Source organism: Leucobacter shiyiweii (genome assembly GCF_052446065.1).
GTDB lineage: Bacteria > Actinomycetota > Actinomycetes > Actinomycetales > Microbacteriaceae > Leucobacter.
Genome location: NZ_CM127080.1, coordinates 605,222 through 625,971, shown reverse-complemented (window position 1 = coordinate 625,971; position 20,750 = coordinate 605,222). Strand labels below are relative to the sequence as shown.

Below are 20,750 nucleotides of genomic sequence, written 5' to 3'. Positions count from 1 at the left end.
CGCGCTGAGGGCAACTCGCCTATCTGGGCTGCCTCGGCGCACACCGCCGGCCCCTCTGCGAAGATAGGAGCATGAGGATCGACCTGCGGTTCGAAATCGACTGCCCACCAGACGCGGCCTGGAAGGCGGTGCACACGACCGCTGTTGCCGCCCAGCTCTACGGTACGGTCATGCAGCTTACCCCGCTCACCAAGATGCCCGACCACTTCTCGCCGGGTGATGAGGTGGAGGTCACATTGCGCTTCGCTGGGCTTGTACCCGTCGGGCGTCAGGTGATCCACGTCACTGACGAAGCCCACGGCTCAGGCGAGTCGCTCGTGCGCACGATGCACGACACGGGCCACCCGGTCAGCGGACCGCTCGCGCTCGTAAACGGCTGGCATCACCGCATGACGATCACACAGGCTGCAGGCGATCCAAACCGGGCCATCTGGCGCGATCGCCTGGAGTTTGGGGGCCCCGTCGCCCCCCTCGCCTGGCCCGTGCTCTGGGCAACTTGGGCGTGGCGCGCGCGCCGCATCAGGAAGCTCGCACCAGGCTGGCGATCCGCATGAGCAACCTCGAGCCGAGGCCCGAGGAGACGATCTGCGACGAGCAGGCCGACGGCCCGGGAGGGCAGATCACGCTGTTCAATCCCCGGGACGTGCCCCTCGGCGGCCTTCGCGCGATGAACGTGCGTCGCACGCTGCCCCAGCGCGGGCGCACCCTCATCGGTGCGTGGTGCTTCCTTGATCACTACGGACCCGACGACGTGGCGGTGTCGGGTGGCATGAATGTGCCCGCGCATCCGCACACCGGCCTGCAGACCGCGAGCTGGCTGTTCTCGGGCACGATCGAGCACCGCGATAGCTCGGGCGTGCATGCTCTGGTGCGACCGGGCGAGCTCAACTTGATGACCGCAGGCAGCGGCATCAGCCATTCCGAACGATCGACTAGCGACACCACACTGCTCCATGGCGTGCAATTGTGGATCGCCCTCCCCGACCACGCCCGCAACGTTGCACGGGGCTTCGAGCACTTCGTGCCCCCCGTGCGCACTGGCCCAGGCTGGGCTGCGCAGGTGTTTCTTGGGACCCTCCTGGGCGATACCTCGCCGGTCGGAACGCATTCACCGCTCGTGGGCGCCGAGCTCAATCTCCTACCCGGCGCGGTGCTCGAGCTCTCGGTCGACCCTGGGTTTGAGCACGGTCTGCTGCTGGATCATGGCACACTCACGGTGGCGAGCGTCGCGAGTGGGCCCGGCGAGCAGGTCCACTCTGTCTTTCGAGACAGTGTTGGCACCCCGGGAGGCGGATCCGGCTCAGACGTTCCTGTGCCCCGCGACTCCCTCGCGTTTGTATCTGCTGGCACCGATTGCCTGCGCCTCGTCGCGGGCGACGATGGTGCGCGGGTGATCCTCATCGGCGGCGCGCCCTTCGGCGAGCAGCTCGTGATGTGGTGGAACTTCGTCGCCCGCACGCACGAAGAGATCGTGGCGGCTCGCGGAGCGTGGCACGCGGAGATTGACACGGCTGCCGAAAGCCCGACGGAGCCTGGCCCGCGACACGCAAGTGAGCCCCCCTTTGGGCTGCCTGACGACGAGCCGGAGCCCCCGCTCCCCGCACCTGCCCTGCCGATCGCGCGGCTCAAACCCCGTGACTGATCCACTGTGCACGAAGACACCGAGGCCACCGATCCCACTCGCGTTCGCGAATGCACAGCACACCATCGTCACGAAAGGCCCCACCAATGACCCGCTGGCTCACGTTGCTGCAGGACTTCCTGAAAGGCATCTGGTTTCGGGCGACGCTGTTCGCGCTCGCCGGGGTGGTGCTCGCGGTGGCCGCACACCTGCTGAGTTCGGCCGTCCCAGATGGCCTCACGATCGATCTTGGCCAAGACGCCGTCTCTCCGATCTTGCAAATTCTCGCAAGTTCCATGCTCGCGGTAACCACCTTCTCACTCACTGCCATGGTGTCGGCATACTCCTCCGCCACCCAGTCGGGCACGCCGCGATCCACCCAGCTACTCATCAGCGACCGCACGTCGCAGAACGCTTTGTCAACGTTCGTGGGTGCGTTCGCCTTCTCGATCGTGGGCATCGTAGCTCTGTCGATGCAGGCGTATAGCGAGACCGGTCGGACCCTCCTGTTTCTCGGCACCCTCGTGGTGATCGCCGCCGTGATGTTCACCTTGCTGCACTGGATCTCGTTCCTAACCCGCTTCGGTCGCATGTCAGACATCATCGACCGGGTCGAACAGGCAGCTCAGCACGCCATGAAAGGGTACGCCTCCGACCCGCGACTCGGGGGCCGCGAGTGGATCGATCCCCCGTCTCACGCCATTCCCGTCGTGTCTGACCACGCGGGGTTCGTCGTACGCGTCGACGTGCCCGCCCTGCAACGGGTGGCCGAACGCGGCGGGTGCGAGGTCTGGGTCGCGCGCCGAGCGGGGGCCCGTGCGACCGTGCACGTGCCGCTTGCTTACCTCACCGGAGACGTCACCGAAGAACTGCGCTCGGCGGTACAGCAAGCATTCGTCGTGGCACCGCACCGCACATTTGAACAGGATCCGCGGTTGGGCCTCATCGCACTGTCGGAGATCTCAAGCCGTGCCCTCTCGCCTGGTATTAACGACCCGGGCACCGCAATCGAGGTGCTCAGTGCCGCGCAGCGCGTGCTGAGCACCTCCATGCGCGCAGCGGATCGCCCGCCCGTCACCTGCGCCCTCGTGCACGTGCCGCTGATCGACCCCGCCGACATGGTGATCGACGCGCTACGGCCGACCGCACGAGACGGTGCGGTCATCGTCGAGGTGGCGATGCGAGTGCAGCGTGAGATTGGTGCGCTCATCGCCGAAGCTGACGGTCCGTGGGCGCAAGCGCTACGCGCGCAGGCAGTCGACGCGCTCGACCGGGCAACACGCGCGCTCAGCTATGAACCCGATCTTCGCGAGGTCGCGCAATTGCACGCGACGGCGATGACCACTCCTCGAGCGGAGTTCTAGGAGCAGGGCGACGTTCCCCCGTGACACTGAAGTGTCCACCTCGGCATCGGTATCTACCGCGCCGGTCTGGGTGCTCTCCCCTGACCTTGGATCTCGACAGAACTCGTGCCCTAGATTCTTAGGGAACCCGCGCGACCGCGCAGCGTGTAAGACCTTGGAGAGTGCACATGGTGCGAGCAACGAAAGACCCGGGCCAGGTGGAACCCACTCGAGTTGAGGTGTGGGAGGAATGGACAACCTGGCCACTCTTCGTGCTCTCAATCGTGTTTGTCACGATCTCTTCAACCGTTGTCATCGCGAAGAACGAGCTGAGCACCACGGTGACCGTGTGGTCGACCATTGGGGTGATTCTCATGTGGGCGATTTTCATCGGTGACTTCCTCGTTCGTATGCGGCTCAGCAAAGAGGGTCGCGGCTTTGTTCGGCGCAACCTCTTCGAGTTGGTCTCACTGTTTATTCCAGTACTTCGCGCGTTTCTGCTGGTGCTGTACCTGTGGCGGCTGCCGGTGTTTCGCAAGTCCCATCGGTACCAGCGCCTCCGCTTCATCACGACGGCAGGGGCCTTCGGCCTCATATTCGTGTACGTCGCCGCAATGTTGGTATGGCTAGTGGAGCATCAGGCTCCCGGGGCGAATATTTTGCATTTCGGCGATGCTCTCTGGTGGGGCTTCGCCACAATCGCGACGGTTGGATATGGCGACTACACGCCGATCACCGTTCCGGGTCGGGTGATCGCTGTGGGGCTGATGCTTGGCGGCATCGTAATTGTCGGAGTGACGAGCGCGACAGTCATTTCTTCCCTCACCGAACAGGTGCAAGCGCAGCGCGACACCATTCTCCGCAAAAATCAAGCGGGAACGGCGGACGCGCAGCGCTCCGAATCGCAACCCGGACCTGAACCGGAGATGGGCTCTGAGCCCGATGCAGCTACCGACCAACCCCCCGCGGCCGGTGCTCAATCACCGTAGTCATGGCACCTGCAGTCGGTTTCTTCGTCATTTTGCAGTAGGCGTCTGAAAGACCTCGCGACGCAGCTCGCTCAGGTAGGGGCTCTGCGCCCGGGCGCGAGTAAGCGTCTCGCGCTCAATGGTTGCGATGAGCAGTGCGCTGCCGGCAGGTCCGGCTTCGGCAAGGTGACTTCCCAGCGGATCAGCGATGACGCTGCGCCCCACATACGTCAGGTCGCCGTCGTCGCCCACCTGGTTGGCATAGGCGAGGTAGACGCCACTCTCCCAAGCACGGACCCGAATCAGGTGCTCGTTGACGAAATGGAACGGCTCCATCTGCGCAGTGGGCACGGCGATGAGTTCGGCCCCCGCGAGCGCCGCCGCCCGGGTGGCCTCGGGGAATTCCACGTCAAAGCACACCAGCATCGCGATGGTGAACCCGCGGTACGTGGCCACCGTCGTTGGTGCATTGCCCGCCACAAAAAGGTCGCGGTCAAGTTCACCGAACAGCTGGATCTTGCGGTGCCTTGCGAGCACCTCCCCCGAATCGTCAATCAGCCAGGCCGCATTGAAGATTTCCTCGGTGCCGTCTTCGTGCGCTGCGCACTCTGGCCCTCCAACGACGATTCCGACCTGGTGTCGCTTCGCGATCTCCCGCACCCGCTCGAGCGGCTGCAGCCGCGCAAGCGGCGCCAAGCGTTCACCGATGTTGTAACCGGTGATGAACATCTCCGGCGTGATCAGCAAATGCGCACCGTTATCGCCGGCCTCCGCCACTGCTTCATCGAGCGCCTCGAGATTCGCGTGCACGTCGGCGGGGACGCTCCCGTGTTGCCACACCGCGATCGTGAGGGAGGCTTCTGGGGCAGCTGTGTCAGTCATACCGCTATTGAAGCAGATAGTCAACGGGGCGAGGAAACCATGACGCTCGGCCACTCACGTGAGACCATGAAAACGGAGTCGCGAGCCATCGCGACCCGAATAGGAGGAACCATCATGAGTATTGGAACCGGCATTGCACTGTTCGTCATCGGTGCGATCCTCGTCTTTGCGGTCAATGTAGAAATCGATGTCGTCAACCTCGACCTCATTGGTTACATCCTCATGGGTGCCGGAGTGGTCATCTTCCTCATCGGTATCGTGCTTATGGCTTCACGTCGCGGCCGTGCCCGCACCCATGAAACCGAAATCATCGAATGACGGCCCCCCACAGAGCTCCGGCGTCGGAACCGGTAGGAGGAAATAGCGAGGACTCTCTGAGCGCTCCCACCGGCGCCGAGCCGGGCCTTCGGGCCGTACCCGACTCCACGGGCATCGCCCCCAGAGTGCTGGTGCTTGGCGCCACCGGGTACATCGGCGGGAGACTCGTGCCGCGCCTCATTCGCAGCGGTTATCGTGTGCGAGTGCTCGTGCGCTCCCCTGAGCGAGCCGCGGCGTTTGGCTGGGAAGACCATATTGAGGTGCTTGCGGGCGATGCCCAAGACCCCCAGGCCATGCGCGAAGCCATGCAGGGCGTCGACGTGGTGTATTTTCTCGTGCACTCGATGACCGGCAGCAAGGCCTTCGGCGACCTGGACCGGGCAATCGCCGAGACGGTCGCCACCGCTGCGGCGTCCGCCAGAGTGGGCCGCATCGTGTACTTGGGTGGCCTTCACCCTGAGGGCGCGAAGCTCTCGCCACACCTTGCGTCTCGGGCCGAGGTGGGCGAGATCCTGCTTCGTTCGGGCGTGCCGACCCTCGTGCTCCAGGCCGGGGTTGTCATCGGATCGGGGTCGGCTTCGTTCGAAATGATCCGCCACCTCACCGAGGTCTTGCCCTACATGCCCGCACCCAAGTGGGTGCGAAATTTCATTCAGCCAATCTCCGTGCGCGACGTGCTGTACTACCTGCTCGCAGCAGCCCGGGTGCCTTCGGAGGTCAATCGCGCCGTCGACATTGGCGGGCCAGATGTGCTTCGCTACGGGCAAATGATGAACGGGTACGCGGTGGTCGCCGGGCTGAGGCAGCGCCACATCGCTGCGCTTCCGGTCCTCACGCCCAGACTCGCTTCTCACTGGGTAGGACTCGTTACGCCGGTGCCGCAGTCGCTTGCGCGACCCCTGGTCGAGTCGCTACAGGTGGACTGTGTAATGCGCAATCACGACATTGACGCGATCATCCCGTTGCCACCGGGCGGCCTGACCCGTTACCAACGATCCGTAAAGCTCGCGCTCGGTCGCGTCGCCGACAATCAAATCGAAACGAGCTGGCTTGACGCTCAGATTTCGGGCGCCCCGAGCGACCCGTTGCCCAGCGACCCCCAGTGGACCGGGCGCACCGTCTATACCGACGACCGGTCACGCCCCACCGCCGCCTCACGTGAGTCGCTGTGGTCGGTGATCGAAGGTATCGGTGGCGAGAACGGGTGGTATTCACCACCACTGCTTTGGGCGATCCGCGGATGGATGGATCGATTCGTCGGCGGAGTCGGCCTCAGACGCGGGCGCCGCAATCGCTCCACCGTCGCAGTCGGAGACGCCGTTGATTTCTGGCGGGTCGAGGCGTGTGAGCCCGGACGTCTCCTACGGCTGCGCGCTGAAATGAAGCTGCCCGGGTCAGCCTGGCTTGAGCTGGGATGCGAGGAAGGCGAGGACGGCTTGATCTATCGACAGCGCGCGGTGTTCTTCCCCCGAGGCTTGGCTGGTCGCATGTACTGGCTCGCCGTGATTCCCTTCCACGGCCTCATCTTCGCGGGCATGGTCAATCGCATCGTCGCGATTGCTGAGGCCGAGAGTCAGTCCGAGAAGAGTCTCTCGGTTACGCGCGAGCCGCGAGCCAGCTCACAAACGCGTCAGGGGCAAGAGGGCGGCTGAAGAAGTAACCCTGCGCGTGATCCGCTCCAAGGTCGCGCATAATCGCAACTTGCTCCGCAGTCTCGGTGCCCTCGGCGATGGTCTGCAGACCGAAGTTGTGCGCGAGCGCCGTGATGGTGGCTACGAGCCTGCGCTCCTTCTCGTTCGATTCGAGGTGATCAACAAAGGAACGATCGATCTTCAAATAGTCGACAGGGAAGTCCTTCAAGTACCGCAGCGAGCTGTAGCCAGTGCCGAAGTCGTCGATCGCGATGCGCACACCAATGCGCTTAAACCTCTGCAACTGCGCGACTACGACGTCGGAATTCGACGAGATTGTCTCGGTGATTTCGAGAACGAGCCGTGATGGATCGATCCCCGATACTCGGATCACCGTCTCGAGCTGGTCAGCGAAGTCATCATCGTAAAACTGGTGGACCGAAATGTTGACCGATACAGGTAAACACCCGAGACCGGCGTCGTTCCATGCGACGGCCTGATGGCACGCCGCCTCGATCACCCACATGCCAATCTCGTGGATCAGTCCGCTTTCCTCCGCCACCGGGATGAACTGGTCTGGCGGCACCTGACCATACTGGGGGTGGAGCCAGCGCAGCAGTGCCTCGACCCCGTGCACCTCACCCGTCGCGAGGTCGATCTGTGGCTGAAACGCAAGCGAAAGTTCATCGTTGGCGATAGCAGATCTGAGTGCAATTTCGAGCTGGAACTGCCTCGATTCGTCCTTCGACTTGACGTCCCGATAGAACGCCACCCGGTTGCGTCCGTTGTGCCGCGCCGCGAACATCGCATTGTCAGCCTTCCTCAGTAGCGTGTCGGGGTCAATGCCGTCGTCGGGGAAGGTGCTGATGCCAATACGGGAGGTGATCGAGAGCTCTACGTCACCGAGAACCACGGGATCGCGCAGGCGCGCCTCAAGTGAGCGAGCGAAACTGAGGCACTCGTCATCGGTCTCGTAATAGTAGGTGACGATGAAGTCATCTCCGCTGTAGCGGAAGAAATCTGCGCGCGACGGCAAGAAGTCTCGCAGCCGGTGCGCAATGATTTTCAGGAGCCGGTCTCCAGTTTCACGCCCCCAGGTTTCATTGACGACTTTCAACCGATCGAGGTCGAGTGCGAGCACCGCAAACTCTCGACTTTCTCCCACCTGGCGAGAGAGATTGGTATCCAGCGAATTTCGATTGGGAAGACCGGTGAGCGGATCAAAGAACGCTAACTGATTGAGTTTTCGCTCCAGCTGTTTCTGCTTCGTGATGTCTTTACCGATGCAGTGCACCTTGGTGATCTGACCCTGATGAAAGATCGGAATCACGCTGAAGTGCATGTCGATCACTTCACGACGTTTGTTGTAGATCGCCGACTGATACTGCACTGGCTGTCCCTCAAGCACCCGCGTGAATTCGCGCTCAGTGTGGGCCCGTCGGTTTGGAACAATCAGCGGCAGAAACGGCTTCCCAACGAGATCCCGTGAGGGAACGCCGAGCAGTCGCTCAGTGGCCGAGTTGAGGTAGAGAAACTTCCCTTCGGTGTCGAAGGTCACCACCACGTCGATGTTATTTTCAAAGAGTGAGCGGTACCGTTGTTCACTCTCCTGCAGTTGACGTTCTATCTCTCGCCGCGCCGTCACATCGCGGGCTATTCCGAAGAGCCCCACAACCTGACCGTCTTCGATCATCGGTCGAGCAAGCACTTCGAAGGTGAGGATCTTGCCGCTCCGATGCACCAGACGCGTTTCGAATTGTTCGACATTGCGCTCGAGCACTCGGCCAAAATGAATCAGCGCGGCAGGAATATCAGCCTCCAGCATGTGCTGAGTAAAGTCACCGCCTGCTTGCAGCTCTTCCTTCGTGTACCCCAAAAGCTGCTCGCCCGCGTGGTTCATCTCGATCACCGCGCCGAGGCGATCGAGAATGTAGTTCATATCGGGATTATCATCGATCAGCCCCAGGAACCGCTCTCGCGAACGATTCAGTGCGTTCACGAGCTCTTCTCGGCTGAGCGCGTCGACGTCGAGAGCGTCGTGAGACGCGCGAGCGAACTCCGTCTGCATGCTCCATAGGCGCACGTCTTCCCGCATCGTCGCGGTCACCCCCTTTGGAACCGTGTCAACCCCGCTATGGCTTCACACGGCAGCCCCCATTGCCTCCGTTGAGTCTATTCGGTTCGAGACCCCATGATCGAGGTCACGTGTTCATCTCACCGTGATTCCTCCTGTGGTCGCGAGGCAGGAGTCCGTCGATTTCCTGTGCGATGAGCCTCGGCGGCTACGAGTTCTTTCTGTTCAGCTTCACGCGCTGCGGTCAGTTCTCCGGCAGCGGCTGCGACGGCAGCCTCTGCCTTGAGCCTGCGGTGTTGAGCCATGGTCGCCGCGCCGAATTTCTCTCGAACGCGGTCCTCCGCTTCGGCGGTGAGGGTAATGATCAGGCTCGCGGCGATGAGAATCACCTGGGCCGAGAGATTGATCCACAGCAGTAAGGCGATCAGTGCAGCGAATGAGGCGAGAAGTGGATTCGAAGCAGCCCCGCGAACGAACAGCCCCGAGAATTCCTGCAGCACGAGCAGCCCGATTCCTCCAGCGAGTGCACCGGTCCACAGCGCCCGAGCGGGTGCGCGAACGCCCGACAGGAGACGGAAGGCAATGGCAATTGCGAGCGTGTTTACCGCGAGAGCTAGGAAAACGCCAACGATGCGTGAGATCACTTCGAGCGCGGTCGATGCCTCGTTCGCTTCCGACCACGCTGAGACAAGCGAAAGGCCGCTGGAGGTGAGCAGGCTCGCGGCCGCACCGGCGACCAGGAGACCGCCGAACGCCAATCCCACCAAGAGATTTCGCAGCACTACCCACAGGACAAAAGTGTCGTCGGTAATCACATCGCCCAACATGCGGAATGCATTGCGCATGCTTCCGATTGAGCTGATCGCGGCGCCAACCAGGCCGACGAGCGAGAATACCCCGACGATAGTGAATCCCACAGGCACACGAGCGTCTTCGGGGTCAACAAGATCGGTAAGCCCGGGCAGGAACGAATCGAGCGCCTCGGTAACGGCTCCGAGAGCTTCGGAGTTGCCGCCGATCCAGATCGTCGCAGCAGAGAAGAAGAGAAGGATCGCCGCGAAAACGCTAAAGAGCGCACGGTACGTAATGCTGTCGGCTAGCATCGACCCCTTGTGCGAGGCATATCGCAGGAAGGCACGGACGAGGCTGAACTGGAGGGCGACCGCTGTGAGTTTCTGCACCAGCCCCCGCGATCCTGGGCCGGCTTGGGGTGTCTTCTTGGAATCAGCCATGACTCTAGGGTACGGGGCAGGTACTCTTCCAGCGCGTTCGCTGGTTACCAGTCTCCGTTCGCCGCAGCGAGTCCATGCGCCCCGTGATGATACCGCTCGAGACGGATCGCTGCGTGCAGCCAGGGCTCAACTGTGTGCACGGATTCGACCTCGCGTAGACGCGCCAGGAGGTCGTTGAAGTCACTGAGCGAGGGAAACGCAAGAGTTGCGACAACGCTAAAGCGACCGACCGTACGGGCGAGAAACTCCAGTCCAGGATCCTTGCTCAGGAGGGTGAGTAGCGCGTGTTCGTCTCCCGTGAGTTTGAATCCAAAGCCAAAGACGAGTTCAGAACTCGCGGCATTTCGGCCACGCACGACACCGATCTGCATGGCACCCGTTTCGAGCAGACGTGTCACCCGCGCACGGGCGGCGCTGATGGAAAGCCCCACCTCTTCGGCGATGTCGGAGTAGCTCATTCGTCCGTCGACCTGAAGGAGATCGATGATTCGGAGGTCGTGCTCGTCGAAGCCGTGTTCAAACTGCGCCGGTTCCTCGCCGAGGAAGAAACTCGAGAGCATCCGCTCATAGAGGATCACATCCGCTTCGAGCACTCCGGGCGCCGAACGAAGCTGGCGAAGATCCACCTGCAATTCGTGCAGGTCGCGTGCGTGGAGCTCACACACAAGTTGATATTGCCCGGCCGTCTCTGAGACAAACACAGGAGTGGTGAGATTTGCAACAGCTTCAATCACCGAATCTAAGGGGCCACTCACACGTATGCTCGCGTGAGCGAGAACGTTGAGCCCGAGGAGCCTCGGGTGCACCGCAGCGATCACGCGGACCGATCCGCTCTCGAGCGAGGGGCCCAGGCGGCTGCGCGACGCACCAGGTCGCGCAGCCGCCTGTCGACCTCCGCGGTCACCTCAAGCACGGCAAACGAAGTCGCCCACATTGGGCCGTCGTCGAGGGCCGCGTCTTCGTTAAAGCCGATCGTGCTGTACCGTGTGCCGAACTTAGATGCTGGCTGCACAAAAGTGACGACCTTGCCATCTGCGGCGTACGAAGGGAATCCGTACCAGGTCTTCGGGTCAAGGTGCGGGGCCTCTTCGGCCACAATGGTGTGGAAGCGCTCGGCGATACGCCGGTCGGTATCGGGCAAGTCCGCGATGGCATCAATGCAAGCCTGCAGCTCGCGTTCTCGCTTAGCGGCACCCTTCACGCCCTTGTGCGCCCGCAGCTCGTCGGCGCGGAGCTTCATAGCGGCACGTTCAGCCTCGCTGAACCCGCCCCCGTCTTCGTGCTCGCTCGCGTTCATCGTGATCCTTTCTGACAGCATTTCAGCGTTCCTTCAGATCCGTCGTTGCCGGGCCCTCCAACCGCTGCCCGGTCGCCGAAAAACGCGATGCATGCAGTGGACAGTCCCACGTCAGCTCGGCGGGATTCCAACTGAGCACCCCTCCGAGGTGGGTACACACCCCCGAAACCCTGCAGATTTCACCGCCGACTCGAGCTACTCCCACGGGAGTGAACCCCTCTCGCACGACCGCTCCCTCGCCCTCTTGCAGACTATCCTCGTCGAGTCTCGCGCGCACCTGTGTGCCAACCCACCCGCCGATTAGCCTGCCCGCGACGTGAAGATTCTTGCTCGCGCTGTCACGTATTTCAGGCATACTGATGCTGCGGTCGCGCAGCACCTCGTGCCAGGCGGGCGGCCTTCCGAGTAGCTCACCGGCAATTGCGAGCGCAGCCGCGACCCCGTTGGTCATGCCCCACTTATTGAAACCGGTTGCCGCAAAGATCCGGCCTCCCCCGCCCGGAATCGGACCGGCGAAGGGAATGCGCGAGTGCGTGCGGTAGTCCTGTGCAGCCCACCAGGTCAGCAGCTCAGCTGCCGGGAAATGCTCGAGCGTCCACGCCTCGATATTGTTGAGGCACTCCCTGGTATCCCGTCCTCTCCCGGTGACGTGAGATCCACCGCCGACCACCAGCACGCTGTTGCCATTCGGATCGGTAGCGGTGCGAAGCGAACGGTCGGAGTCGGCTGCAACGTACATGCTCTGCGGCAGAGTTGTACCGGACACGCGATAGGCGGCCGCATATGAGCGCAATGGCCCAACCCGGGCGAAGAACATACTGCGATCAAGAATCGGTACTCCTGTCGCTTGCACGCACACGTCTGCGGAGATCGGCCCCAGCTCGGTCTCGACCGTGAGCGCATGCGAGGACTCCGTAACTCCGAGCACTCTGCACCCCTCAACGATGGCGCCCCCCAGGCTTCGCAACTCTGCGGCAAGCGCGCCAAGCACCAGCATGGGCTGCAACTGGGCCTGCTCCTGCAGACGGATCGCCCCGGCAGGCACGAACGGAAGGCCAACTGCCGTCTCGTGCCCCACCTGCAGGCCAACCGACTGAGCAGCGTCGAGTTCTTGGTCAAGTAGGTATCGCTGCGAATCGTGTGTGACGTATGTGACCGCATCACGTGTCTCGACCGGCACTCCGCGTTCAAAGAGCTCCGTCAGAAGCCAGCTCTGCGCGGCCCGGTTGGCTTCGGCGTAGGCGGCAAGCACTTCATCCCCTGCGCGCTCGCGCAATTCGCTCATGACCGTACCGTGCAGCAGGCTGAGCTTGCCGGTGGTGTTGCCGGTCGCGAGCGCACCGACCTTACAAGCCTCGAGTACCGTGACCCGCCTCCCCGCGCGTGCCAGCAAGAGCGCGATCGAAAGTCCAGTGAGTCCGGCCCCGACGATGACGGCGTCGCAGCGTTGTTGTGACGCAAACGAGTCGGTGGCGACCGCAGGCGCGGTCAGGTGCCAAAAAGACTGCATACTCTCGACGGCACGAGAAGCCGAAAAGTCCGTGACGGGACCTGGTACCGGTATTTCTTCTCCGAACATTTCGACTGCCCCCTCCTCCCCACCCCAGCATCACATGGTGCGTCAGCGCCCCCCGGCGCTCCCCGGAGGCGTGATCTCGCCTCTCCAAGAGCCGGTGGCAAAGCCGTTTGAGTGGAGAAGCTCCTTGAACCTCTTCAGATCAGCTGAGGTCTGCGCTTGGTCGATACCGAGCAGAGCGCCCGCCTTCTCGACGAAACCCTCAGGATCCCAGTCCAGTTGCAGGCGAACGCGAGTCTGCTCGTCGTTGAGTCGATGAAAGGTGACTACCCCGGCATGCTCGGGGCCGCTGGTACTCTTCCACGCGATCCGCTCGTCGGGAGCCTGTTCGGTAATCTCGGCGTCAAATTCACGTTCAACCCCGCCAATCTTCACTCGCCACCGCGTCGTCGTGTCGGTGAGTTGATCCACATGCTCAACCGCGCTCATAAAAGCGGGAAAGTCTGCGAACTGAGTCCACTGGTTGTACACCGTATGAACCGGTGCGTCAATATCGATATCGCTGCTCACTGTGTGCATCTTCGATCTCCCTCGTGTTCGAGTGGTGATGAACGCTCTGCGGGCGGCTCCCGCCAGGCGCATCTCCGAGCGTAGGCGGGCGGGCGGTCTGTGTTCGCGGGGTTGACTTCTCAGCGAAATCCCGGGGCTGCCGAGACTCGGAGCCGCGTGACCCTGCAGGTCCCAATCCTCGTTACCGAAATGCGCGTAGACCGGCATGGATCCATTTCTTAGACTACGAACATGAAGATCACAGCATCACGCGCGGCGGCCCGAAGAGCGCTCGTCACCATTCTGCTGAGCGCAGTGGTGGGGTGGGGTCTATTCGTACTGGCAATCTTCACCGACATGGTGGTCGAATCGGGACTCACGTCCGAGCAGCTGTACGGGTTCGATCGAATCCATATCGTGCGGCCATCAAAGTACCTGATCTTCGCCGCGATCGCATTAGTCGCGCTCGCGGCGGTCTATGCCAAGAATCGTATGCGCGCACAGCTCGCCTCCCCATCTCCTGCCTCACGGCTCACCGGGGCCACCGAAGCCTTCGCTGGAAGCGTGATCATCATTACCCTAGTGATGTCGGCACTCATGGCGCTCAGCGTTTTCATGTCGAGCTTCTTCGACAGCTCTGACGACGTGGGGGTGGTGACGCGAGTCCTTGACACGTACCTCCCCATCGTGCTCTTTACCGCTCTGGCGGTCACGGTGTTACTCGCAGGATTTGTGTTCACGCGGCACCTCCCGCAGGTTGAGACGGAGGATCAGCCCACAGAGATCGTTCCCATGGGGGATCCACAGTCGCAGCGCACGACCGCTCTCGCGTTCACCGTGCCGATCGTGGCGGTTGCAGCCGCGCTGATCTTCGGGTTGATTGTCTATGATCTGACGCAAAATACACTGCCTGTGTGGATCTGGGTCGTCGTACAGGCCGGTGTCGGCGCGGGGATCGTCGCTGGCACGGTCTACGCGGCACAGGCAACAGAAGCCAGGCGGCAGGGCCTAGGAAGGCCTACCGGCGCGAGCATCGGGGCGAAGAACCTGAACCTCGTGCTGTCTATCGTCTTCGCGGGGGCCGTCACCCTGATGTCTCTCGGCTATGGCGCTGCAGCGGTAGAACAGCTGCGCTCTCAACCGACGCTGTCTCTGAACTCCTACGCGGAACCTACAGGGATCACCGATCCGAGTGGCGCAGCACCGCTCGAGTCGATCACCATTGATGCTTCCGGGAGCGACCTCGCACGAAATTCGGAGGCAAGGATGGGCTTGACCCCGGGCGGTGGCACCCTGGCGACCACCAAGGTGGATTCCGATGGATTCCTCTGGATATCGGAATCACTGCCCACCGAACTCGATTCAGGAGAGTACTCGATCACTCTGACGGCCGAGGCTGGTGATGGCGAGGCGCTTGAGCTCGAGCTGACATTCGTGGTTGACGATGAAGGGACCGCCACGATTATCGGACAGCCCAGTGTGTCGCTCGGCGTCGAGGCCGCGACGTTACTGGCTCCATCGCTGGGTTGGGTGGTCACGGACCTGCTGCCGGCACTTCTCATGGTCGTGCTCGCGGCGCTCACTCTGTATGTGACGTTGACCGCGCGCAATCGTGATGCGACCGTGTCACCGCACACAGCTGTCGCAGCAGAGGGAAGCTAATCCCCGGTCTCCCCTGCTGCGTTCGATGGTCTATTCGCCAGGGAGCCCGCCTGCTGCTTCGTCGGACTACTTGTCAGCCTCTTCCTCAGACTGTTCCTGGGCCTGCTCTTTGTCTGCGGTGGAGCCCGGACGCCCCGATCGCCCCTCGGCAAGATAGGCGAGCCGGTGCAGGGTTTCACCGTTGCGCCAAATGAATGCGGCGTCCTCGATAACGCTCGGCAGCAGGGTGGCCGGGCCGCTTACTGCGTGCTCGGTAATCGAAACGACGCACTCCGACCCGACCGGCGTCACGGTGATCGTCACCCTCGCCTTTCCAATTGGCCGTCCGCGCGCGAGCAACACCATCCGATGGGGCGGATCCCACATCTCGCAACTCGTGGTGTCGTTCAGCAGCGCGGGCCACACCCCTACCGAGTGCTGAATCTTCGATCCGGCCGCGGGCCAGTCGTCGTCAACATCGCGCATACGGGATGCCCCGACCACCCATGACGGGTAGAGCCAACCGTCACTCAGTACCTCAAACACCGCCTCAGGGCTGCAGTGAAACCTTCGCTGATTCCTGGCCATGCTCGTCTCCCGTCGCTGTGGTGCGTGTCATTTCTATAGTGCGGTGTTCCCATTGTGGCCTCCCCTACCCCGCATGCACGAGGGCTTGACATCGCATGATGCTTGCTCGTGTTGGCGCGGTCAGCGACCCGCTCCGTTAGGGTCGTGTCATGGCTTCTTTGAAACCAGCCGCAGTGATCGGCTCCGGCCCCAACGGGCTCGCGGCGGCCGTGACGCTCGCACGCGCGGGGGTTCCGGTGACCGTATTCGAAGCGTCCGAGACCATCGGAGGCGGCACTCGCACAGCCGAGGTGGTGCGTCCGGGCGTGCTGCACGACGTGTGCGCAGCGATCCATCCCATGGCGCTCGCAACCGAGTTTTTTCGACAGTTCGAGCTGACCCACCGCATGGAATTTGTGGTGCCAGAGGTATCGTACGCAAACCCGCTTGACACCCCCGGTGGTCGGCACCGCGCCGCTCTCGCCTACCGTGACCTCGACCGCACCGCAGAGGCGCTCGGCCGCGATGGCAAGGCCTACGCGCGCTTCTACCGACCGCTCGTGGCGCGACTGGAGGGAATCGCCGACTTCACCCTCGGGCCCACCATGCTGGCTCTGCCCCGCGACGTGATCGCCGCGGCTACGGTGGGCCTTCGCACCCTCGAGCAGGGCACCGCACTCTGGAACGTCAGGTTCCGTGAGGAGGCAGCCCCTGCGCTCATCTCTGGGGTAGCCGCGCACAGCGTCGGACGCATGCCAAACCTCGCGAGCGCCGCGGTGGGCGTGGTACTCGGAGCGCTGGGGCACGCCGGCGGCTGGCCGGTGCCTGTCGGTGGAAGCCGCGCGATCACCGACGCGCTCGCTGCGGACCTGTTCGCACACGGCGGCGAGATCCACACTGAGCGCGAAATCAAAGACGTGCGCGAGCTGTCGAGCTACGGGGTGAAGTTGTTCGACACCTCTGCGCGAGGCCTCGCCCGCATCGCCGGGCCCGTTCTGCCCGCGAGGTATCGTCGCGCTCTGAACCGTTTCAGCTACGGCGACGGCGCGACCAAGATCGATTTCGTGCTCGATGGACCCGTGCCGTGGGCAGACCCGCGAGTGTCAGGGGCACCAACAGTGCACCTGGGTGGATCCCGCGCAGAAGGCGCGGCGGCCGAGCTGGCCGTCAGCCGCGGGCAGCACCCGACACACCCCTACGTGTTGCTTGTACAGCCGACCGACTTCGACCCGGGTCGAAACCCCGACGGGGTAAACGCTGTCTGGACCTACACACACGTACCGAGCGGGTCAGATGTTGACATGCGGGAGCGGGTAACCGCGCAGATTGAGCGCTTCGCGCCGGGGTTTCGCGACCGGGTGATCGGGGTGCATCAGACTACCGCTGCGGGCCTGTCACAGTACAACCCGAATTACCACGGCGGCGATTTCAGCGCGGGCGCGATCAATCTGCGACAGCTGTTTGCGCGCCCCCAACTCTCAGCGGATCCTCACCGCACCCCGGCTCCCGGAATTTACCTGGCATCGTCGTCGGTCTCCCCCGGACCCGGCGTGCACGGGCTGCCCGGGTGGTACGCGGCACGATCGGCGCTGCGGCACGATTACCACTTGCCCGAGCCACACCTCGGGGTGTGATCAGCCCGCACGAAGACGGGACGGCCGAAACCCTCGTGGCGCAGCGAGTCAGTGGCCCCCGCCGAGCTTGCCAGCCATACGGTCGCGCATCTTCAAGCTTGCGGGGTTGAGTCCAACAACCTCGACCCGCTTCCCGTACTTCTCGTATTTCTCGGTTACGGCGTCGAGCGCCGCAATGGTGGAAGCATCCCAGAGATGTGAACCGTACAGGTCGATCACCACGTGGTCGGGGTCTTCCGCATACTCAAACTGGGTATAGAGGTCGTTGGATGAGGCAAAGAAAAGCTCGCCTTTGACCTCATACTTGGCAATCACCTCGCCAAAGTAGTCATCGACCGTCCGCTCAACGGTCACCAGGTGCGCCACCCGACGCGCGAAGGCGATCATGGCCGCAAGCACACCGGCAATGACCCCGATTGCCAGATTGTGTGTCCAGACGGTGAGAACGACAGTCACCAGCATCACGGTCGTCTCGCTCTTGGGCATCATCTTGAGTGTGGAGAGGGTGATGCTGTGCCAGTCGAAAGTCGCCACAGAAACGAAAATCATGACCGCAACCAGTGCAGCCATCGGAATCATCGCCACGACGTCTCCCAGCGAGACCGCAAGAATGAGCAAGAAAACGCCGGCCAGGAATGTCGAAATTCTCGTCCGTGCGCCGGAAGCCTTGACGTTGATCATGGTCTGGCCGACCATGGCGCACCCGCCCATCCCTCCGGTGAACCCGGTGATGATATTGGCGACCCCCTGCGCCCACGACTCGCGAACCTTGTTCGATCGGGTGTCGGTGATGTCGTCGACCAGCTTGGCTGTCATGAGAGATTCGAGCAGGCCAACGAGCGCCATACCGAGCGCAAAGGGCGCGATGATCTGGAACGTCTCGAGGGTTAGGGGAACGTTGGGGATGAAGAGAGATGGCAACGATTCAGGCAGTTCTCCCTTGTCACCCACGGTGGGAACATTCAGTGCGAAGACCACGACGATCAGTGTCACCAAAACGATTGAGACCAGTGGGGCAGGAACTGCTTTGGTGAGTCGAGGCAGGAGGTAGATCACGAGCAGCCCCAGCACCGTGAGCGGGTACACCAACCAGGGCACCCCGATAAGCTCGGGCAGCTGCGAGGTGAAGATCAATATGCCGAGCGCGTTGACGAAGCCCACCATCACCGAACGAGGAATGAATCGCATGAGCTTTGCGACACCGATTGCCCCGAGGATCACCTGAAAGATCCCGGCCAGGATCACGGCGGCGATGAAGTAGTTCATGCCGTGGCTTGCTACCAAAGGTGCGATGACGAGGGCGGTCGCCGCAGTCGCGGCCGAGATCATCGCCGGCCGCCCACCGAGGAAGGCGATAGATACCGCCATAGTGAAAGACGCAAAAAGGCCAAGCCGGGGATCAACCCCAGCGATCAGGGAGAACGCGATGGCTTCCGGAATCAGCGCAAGCGCCACCACCAACCCGGCGAGCACCTCGGTCTTGAGTAGACGCGGGGACTTCAGCGTTCGCAACACGGACTGACGCTGCTCCGGCGTCAGTCCCTTCTCGGGAGCAGTATGGATGCTCGTGGCCAATGTTGCTCCGTTCGATGGAGATGAAAAGAAAACATCTCTATTAAATTGAGGTAATCGCTCGTTCGGTCACTCCTCCTGCCATACAGCTGGCACTGGAGAGCGATCTGATTCGACGCCAATCAGTGGCCGCGGTCGATCCACTCCTGCAGGTGCGGTTTCTCGTCGGCGATCGTCGTGGTGTCACCGTGCCCGGTGTAGACCACGGTTTCTTCGGGCAGCGTGAGCAGGCTCTCGCGAATCGACTCCACGATCGTCGGGAAGTCGCTGCACGAGCGCCCGGTCGCTCCCGGGCCACCCTGAAACAGGGTGTCGCCGGTGAAGACGGCGCCCAGGGTGTCGGCCACGAAACTGGTAGATCCTGGCGAGTGACCAGGGGTGGGCACCGCGATGAGCTCAACACCGGCCACGCTGAACCGATCGCCGCCCGAGATTTCCCCATCGGGCGCGGTGTCATGCACGGCATCCCACAGCATGCGGTCCGCGGGATTGAGCAGCACCGGTGCACGCAACAGCTGTCCGGTTTCGACCGCGGCCCGAATGTGGTCATCGTGGCCGTGGGTGAGGAGAATCGCGCGCACGGTGCGGCGACCCACCGCTGAGGCGATTTCGTCGGGATCGTGGGCGGGGTCGATGACGATGACCTCGTCGTCGTTGCCGACGATCCACACATTGTTGTCGACGTCCCAGGTTCCTCCGTCGAGCGAGAAGGTGCCGCTCGTGATGAGGCGTTCGATGCGCGCGCTCACAGCTCTACCACCGATCGCAGCACGGTGCCCGCAGCCATTTTGTCGAACGCGGCCTGCACGTCGCCGAGCCCGATGCGCTCGGTCACGAAGCCGTCAAGATCGAGCCGACCCAACTTGTACTGCTCGATGAGCATCGCAAAGTCACGGCTAGGCAAGCAGTCGCCGTACCAGGACGACTTCAGCGATCCACCGCGGCCGAACACGTCGAGCAGGGGCAACTCGAGCTGCATCTCGGGGGTAGGCACTCCGACGAGCACCACGCGACCGGCGAGATCGCGCGCGTAGAAGGCCTGCGTATAGGTTTCTGGGCGACCGACGGCATCGATCACCACGTCGGCGCCGAAACCGCCGGTGAGTGCGCGAATCGCTTCAACAGCGTCTTCCGCGCGTGAGTTGACCGTGTGCGTGGCCCCGAAGCGCTTCGCCTGTTCGAGCTTCGCGTCGTCAATATCGACCGCGATGATGGTGGTGGCACCGGCGAGCTGCGCGCCAGCGACCGCAGCGGTGCCGACACCTCCGCAGCCAATGACGGCCACGGACTCGCCGCGCTTCACCTCACCGGTGTTGATAGCGGCTCCGATGCCGGCCATCACACCACATCCGAGCAGGCCGACCGCGGCCGCGTCAGATTCCTCGTCGATCTTGGTGCACTGCCCGGCAGCGACCAGGGTCTTCTCGATGAATGCGCCGATGCCGAGTGCCGCAGACAGCTCGGTGCCATCTTCGAGGGTCATCTTCTGAGTCGCATTGTGCGTCGCGAAGCAATACTGCGGCTGTCTCTTCGCGCAGGCGCGGCATTGGCCACAGACGGCGCGCCAGTTGAGGATCACGCGATCCCCCACCGCGACCTCGGTCACGCCCTCGCCGACTGCGGCGACCCGACCGGTGGCCTCGTGCCCGAGCAGGAAAGGGAAGTCTTCGCTGATGCCACCCTGCACGTAGTGCAGATCGGTGTGGCAGACACCGCTCGTGATGATGTCAACAACGGCCTCGCCTGGCCCCGGGTCGGGCACAATTACGGTCTCGATGGTCGGTGCGGCGTTCTTTGCCCGCGCCACGACGCCCTGCACTCGATATGCCATGCGGATCTCCCTTGCCGTGAAGTATGTCGGGCCGTTGTGGCCCCCGACCAGGCTAACGCGTCTGGCCGTAGTCT

General features: G+C 62.8%; 19 protein-coding genes. 8 read left to right on the top strand and 11 right to left on the bottom strand.

Translation table 11 applies throughout. The annotated features are described in order from the left end of the window. Positions 1-71 precede the first annotated feature (71 nt). The 4 genes from ACTNFJ_RS03005 to ACTNFJ_RS02990 all read left to right on the top strand — a co-directional run bounded on the left by ACTNFJ_RS03005 (position 72) and on the right by ACTNFJ_RS02990 (position 3,953). Positions 72-554: a hypothetical protein gene (locus tag ACTNFJ_RS03005; protein ID WP_435906594.1), complete on the top strand. Its 483-nt coding sequence runs from the start codon at positions 72-74 to the stop codon at positions 552-554. Further along, complete coding sequence (locus tag ACTNFJ_RS03000; RefSeq protein ID WP_435906595.1) at positions 551-1,642, top strand: pirin family protein; 1,092 nt, start codon at positions 551-553, stop codon at positions 1,640-1,642. The genes ACTNFJ_RS03005 and ACTNFJ_RS03000 overlap by 4 nt, the downstream gene beginning before the upstream one ends. Before the next feature lie 86 nt (positions 1,643-1,728). Further along, positions 1,729-2,985 (top strand): DUF2254 domain-containing protein, encoded by a 1,257-nt coding sequence (locus ACTNFJ_RS02995; RefSeq protein WP_435906596.1) that lies wholly within the window; start codon positions 1,729-1,731, stop codon positions 2,983-2,985. A 167-nt stretch (positions 2,986-3,152) separates the two neighbouring features. Beyond that, entirely contained in the window at positions 3,153-3,953 is an 801-nt protein-coding gene (locus tag ACTNFJ_RS02990; RefSeq protein ID WP_435906597.1) for a potassium channel family protein, read from the top strand. Positions 3,954-3,980: 27 nt separating this feature from the next. Here the strand turns inward: ACTNFJ_RS02990 and ACTNFJ_RS02985 are convergent, their stop codons facing one another. Further along, entirely contained in the window at positions 3,981-4,814 is an 834-nt protein-coding gene (locus tag ACTNFJ_RS02985) for a carbon-nitrogen hydrolase family protein (RefSeq protein ID WP_435906598.1), read from the bottom strand. Positions 4,815-4,928: 114 nt separating this feature from the next. Between ACTNFJ_RS02985 and ACTNFJ_RS02980 the strand changes: the two genes are divergently transcribed. Both ACTNFJ_RS02980 and ACTNFJ_RS02975 read left to right on the top strand, forming a co-directional pair. Beyond that, the gene (locus ACTNFJ_RS02980; protein ID WP_435906599.1) at positions 4,929-5,132 is read left to right on the top strand and encodes a DUF6458 family protein; all 204 of its coding nucleotides are present in this window, start codon (positions 4,929-4,931) and stop codon (positions 5,130-5,132) included. Further along, positions 5,129-6,784 carry an SDR family oxidoreductase gene (locus ACTNFJ_RS02975; RefSeq protein ID WP_435906600.1) on the top strand — a complete coding sequence of 552 codons (1,656 nt, stop codon included), beginning with the start codon at positions 5,129-5,131 and terminating at the stop codon, positions 6,782-6,784. Before ACTNFJ_RS02980 ends, ACTNFJ_RS02975 begins: the two co-directional genes overlap by 4 nt. Here the strand turns inward: ACTNFJ_RS02975 and ACTNFJ_RS02970 are convergent. The 6 genes from ACTNFJ_RS02970 to ACTNFJ_RS02945 all read right to left on the bottom strand — a co-directional run bounded on the left by ACTNFJ_RS02970 (position 6,729) and on the right by ACTNFJ_RS02945 (position 13,461). Next, the gene (locus ACTNFJ_RS02970) at positions 6,729-8,870 is read right to left on the bottom strand and encodes a sensor domain-containing protein (protein WP_435906601.1); all 2,142 of its coding nucleotides are present in this window, start codon (positions 8,868-8,870) and stop codon (positions 6,729-6,731) included. The genes ACTNFJ_RS02975 and ACTNFJ_RS02970 overlap by 56 nt on opposite strands. A gap of 107 nt (positions 8,871-8,977) precedes the next feature. After that, positions 8,978-10,069: a YihY/virulence factor BrkB family protein gene (locus ACTNFJ_RS02965; RefSeq protein ID WP_435906602.1), complete on the bottom strand. Its 1,092-nt coding sequence runs from the start codon at positions 10,067-10,069 to the stop codon at positions 8,978-8,980. A gap of 44 nt (positions 10,070-10,113) precedes the next feature. Then, positions 10,114-10,887: an AsnC family transcriptional regulator gene (locus ACTNFJ_RS02960; RefSeq protein WP_435906603.1), complete on the bottom strand. Its 774-nt coding sequence runs from the start codon at positions 10,885-10,887 to the stop codon at positions 10,114-10,116. Then, positions 10,884-11,387, bottom strand: a complete 504-nt coding sequence (locus ACTNFJ_RS02955; protein ID WP_435906604.1) for a hypothetical protein — start codon at positions 11,385-11,387, stop codon at positions 10,884-10,886. Before ACTNFJ_RS02955 ends, ACTNFJ_RS02960 begins: the two co-directional genes overlap by 4 nt. Position 11,388: 1 nt before the next feature. Then, positions 11,389-12,876, bottom strand: coding sequence for an FAD-dependent oxidoreductase (locus ACTNFJ_RS02950; protein WP_444711787.1), 1,488 nt, complete (start codon positions 12,874-12,876; stop codon positions 11,389-11,391). A gap of 111 nt (positions 12,877-12,987) precedes the next feature. After that, positions 12,988-13,461, bottom strand: coding sequence for an SRPBCC family protein (locus ACTNFJ_RS02945; RefSeq protein ID WP_435906606.1), 474 nt, complete (start codon positions 13,459-13,461; stop codon positions 12,988-12,990). Positions 13,462-13,683: 222 nt separating this feature from the next. On the opposite strand from ACTNFJ_RS02945, the gene ACTNFJ_RS02940 reads away from it, so the two are divergent. Further along, positions 13,684-15,093: a hypothetical protein gene (locus ACTNFJ_RS02940; RefSeq protein WP_435906607.1), complete on the top strand. Its 1,410-nt coding sequence runs from the start codon at positions 13,684-13,686 to the stop codon at positions 15,091-15,093. 66 nt (positions 15,094-15,159) lie between these two features. Here the strand turns inward: ACTNFJ_RS02940 and ACTNFJ_RS02935 are convergent, their stop codons facing one another. Further along, positions 15,160-15,660: an SRPBCC family protein gene (locus ACTNFJ_RS02935; RefSeq protein WP_435906608.1), complete on the bottom strand. Its 501-nt coding sequence runs from the start codon at positions 15,658-15,660 to the stop codon at positions 15,160-15,162. 149 nt (positions 15,661-15,809) lie between these two features. On the opposite strand from ACTNFJ_RS02935, the gene ACTNFJ_RS02930 reads away from it, so the two are divergent. Next, a complete protein-coding gene (locus ACTNFJ_RS02930) occupies positions 15,810-17,273 on the top strand; it encodes a phytoene desaturase family protein (protein ID WP_435906609.1) in 1,464 nt (487 codons plus the stop codon). Positions 17,274-17,321: 48 nt separating this feature from the next. Here ACTNFJ_RS02930 and ACTNFJ_RS02925 read toward each other — a convergent pair whose 3' ends face one another. From ACTNFJ_RS02925 to ACTNFJ_RS02915, 3 genes are all read right to left on the bottom strand, one after another. Continuing rightward, the gene (locus tag ACTNFJ_RS02925) at positions 17,322-18,848 is read right to left on the bottom strand and encodes a SulP family inorganic anion transporter (protein ID WP_435906610.1); all 1,527 of its coding nucleotides are present in this window, start codon (positions 18,846-18,848) and stop codon (positions 17,322-17,324) included. Between the two features lie 119 nt (positions 18,849-18,967). Next, positions 18,968-19,594: an MBL fold metallo-hydrolase gene (locus ACTNFJ_RS02920; RefSeq protein WP_435906611.1), complete on the bottom strand. Its 627-nt coding sequence runs from the start codon at positions 19,592-19,594 to the stop codon at positions 18,968-18,970. After that, on the bottom strand, positions 19,591-20,676 hold the full coding sequence (locus tag ACTNFJ_RS02915) for an S-(hydroxymethyl)mycothiol dehydrogenase (RefSeq protein WP_435906612.1): 1,086 nt from the start codon (positions 20,674-20,676) through the stop codon (positions 19,591-19,593). Before ACTNFJ_RS02915 ends, ACTNFJ_RS02920 begins: the two co-directional genes overlap by 4 nt. Positions 20,677-20,750: the final 74 nt, after the last annotated feature.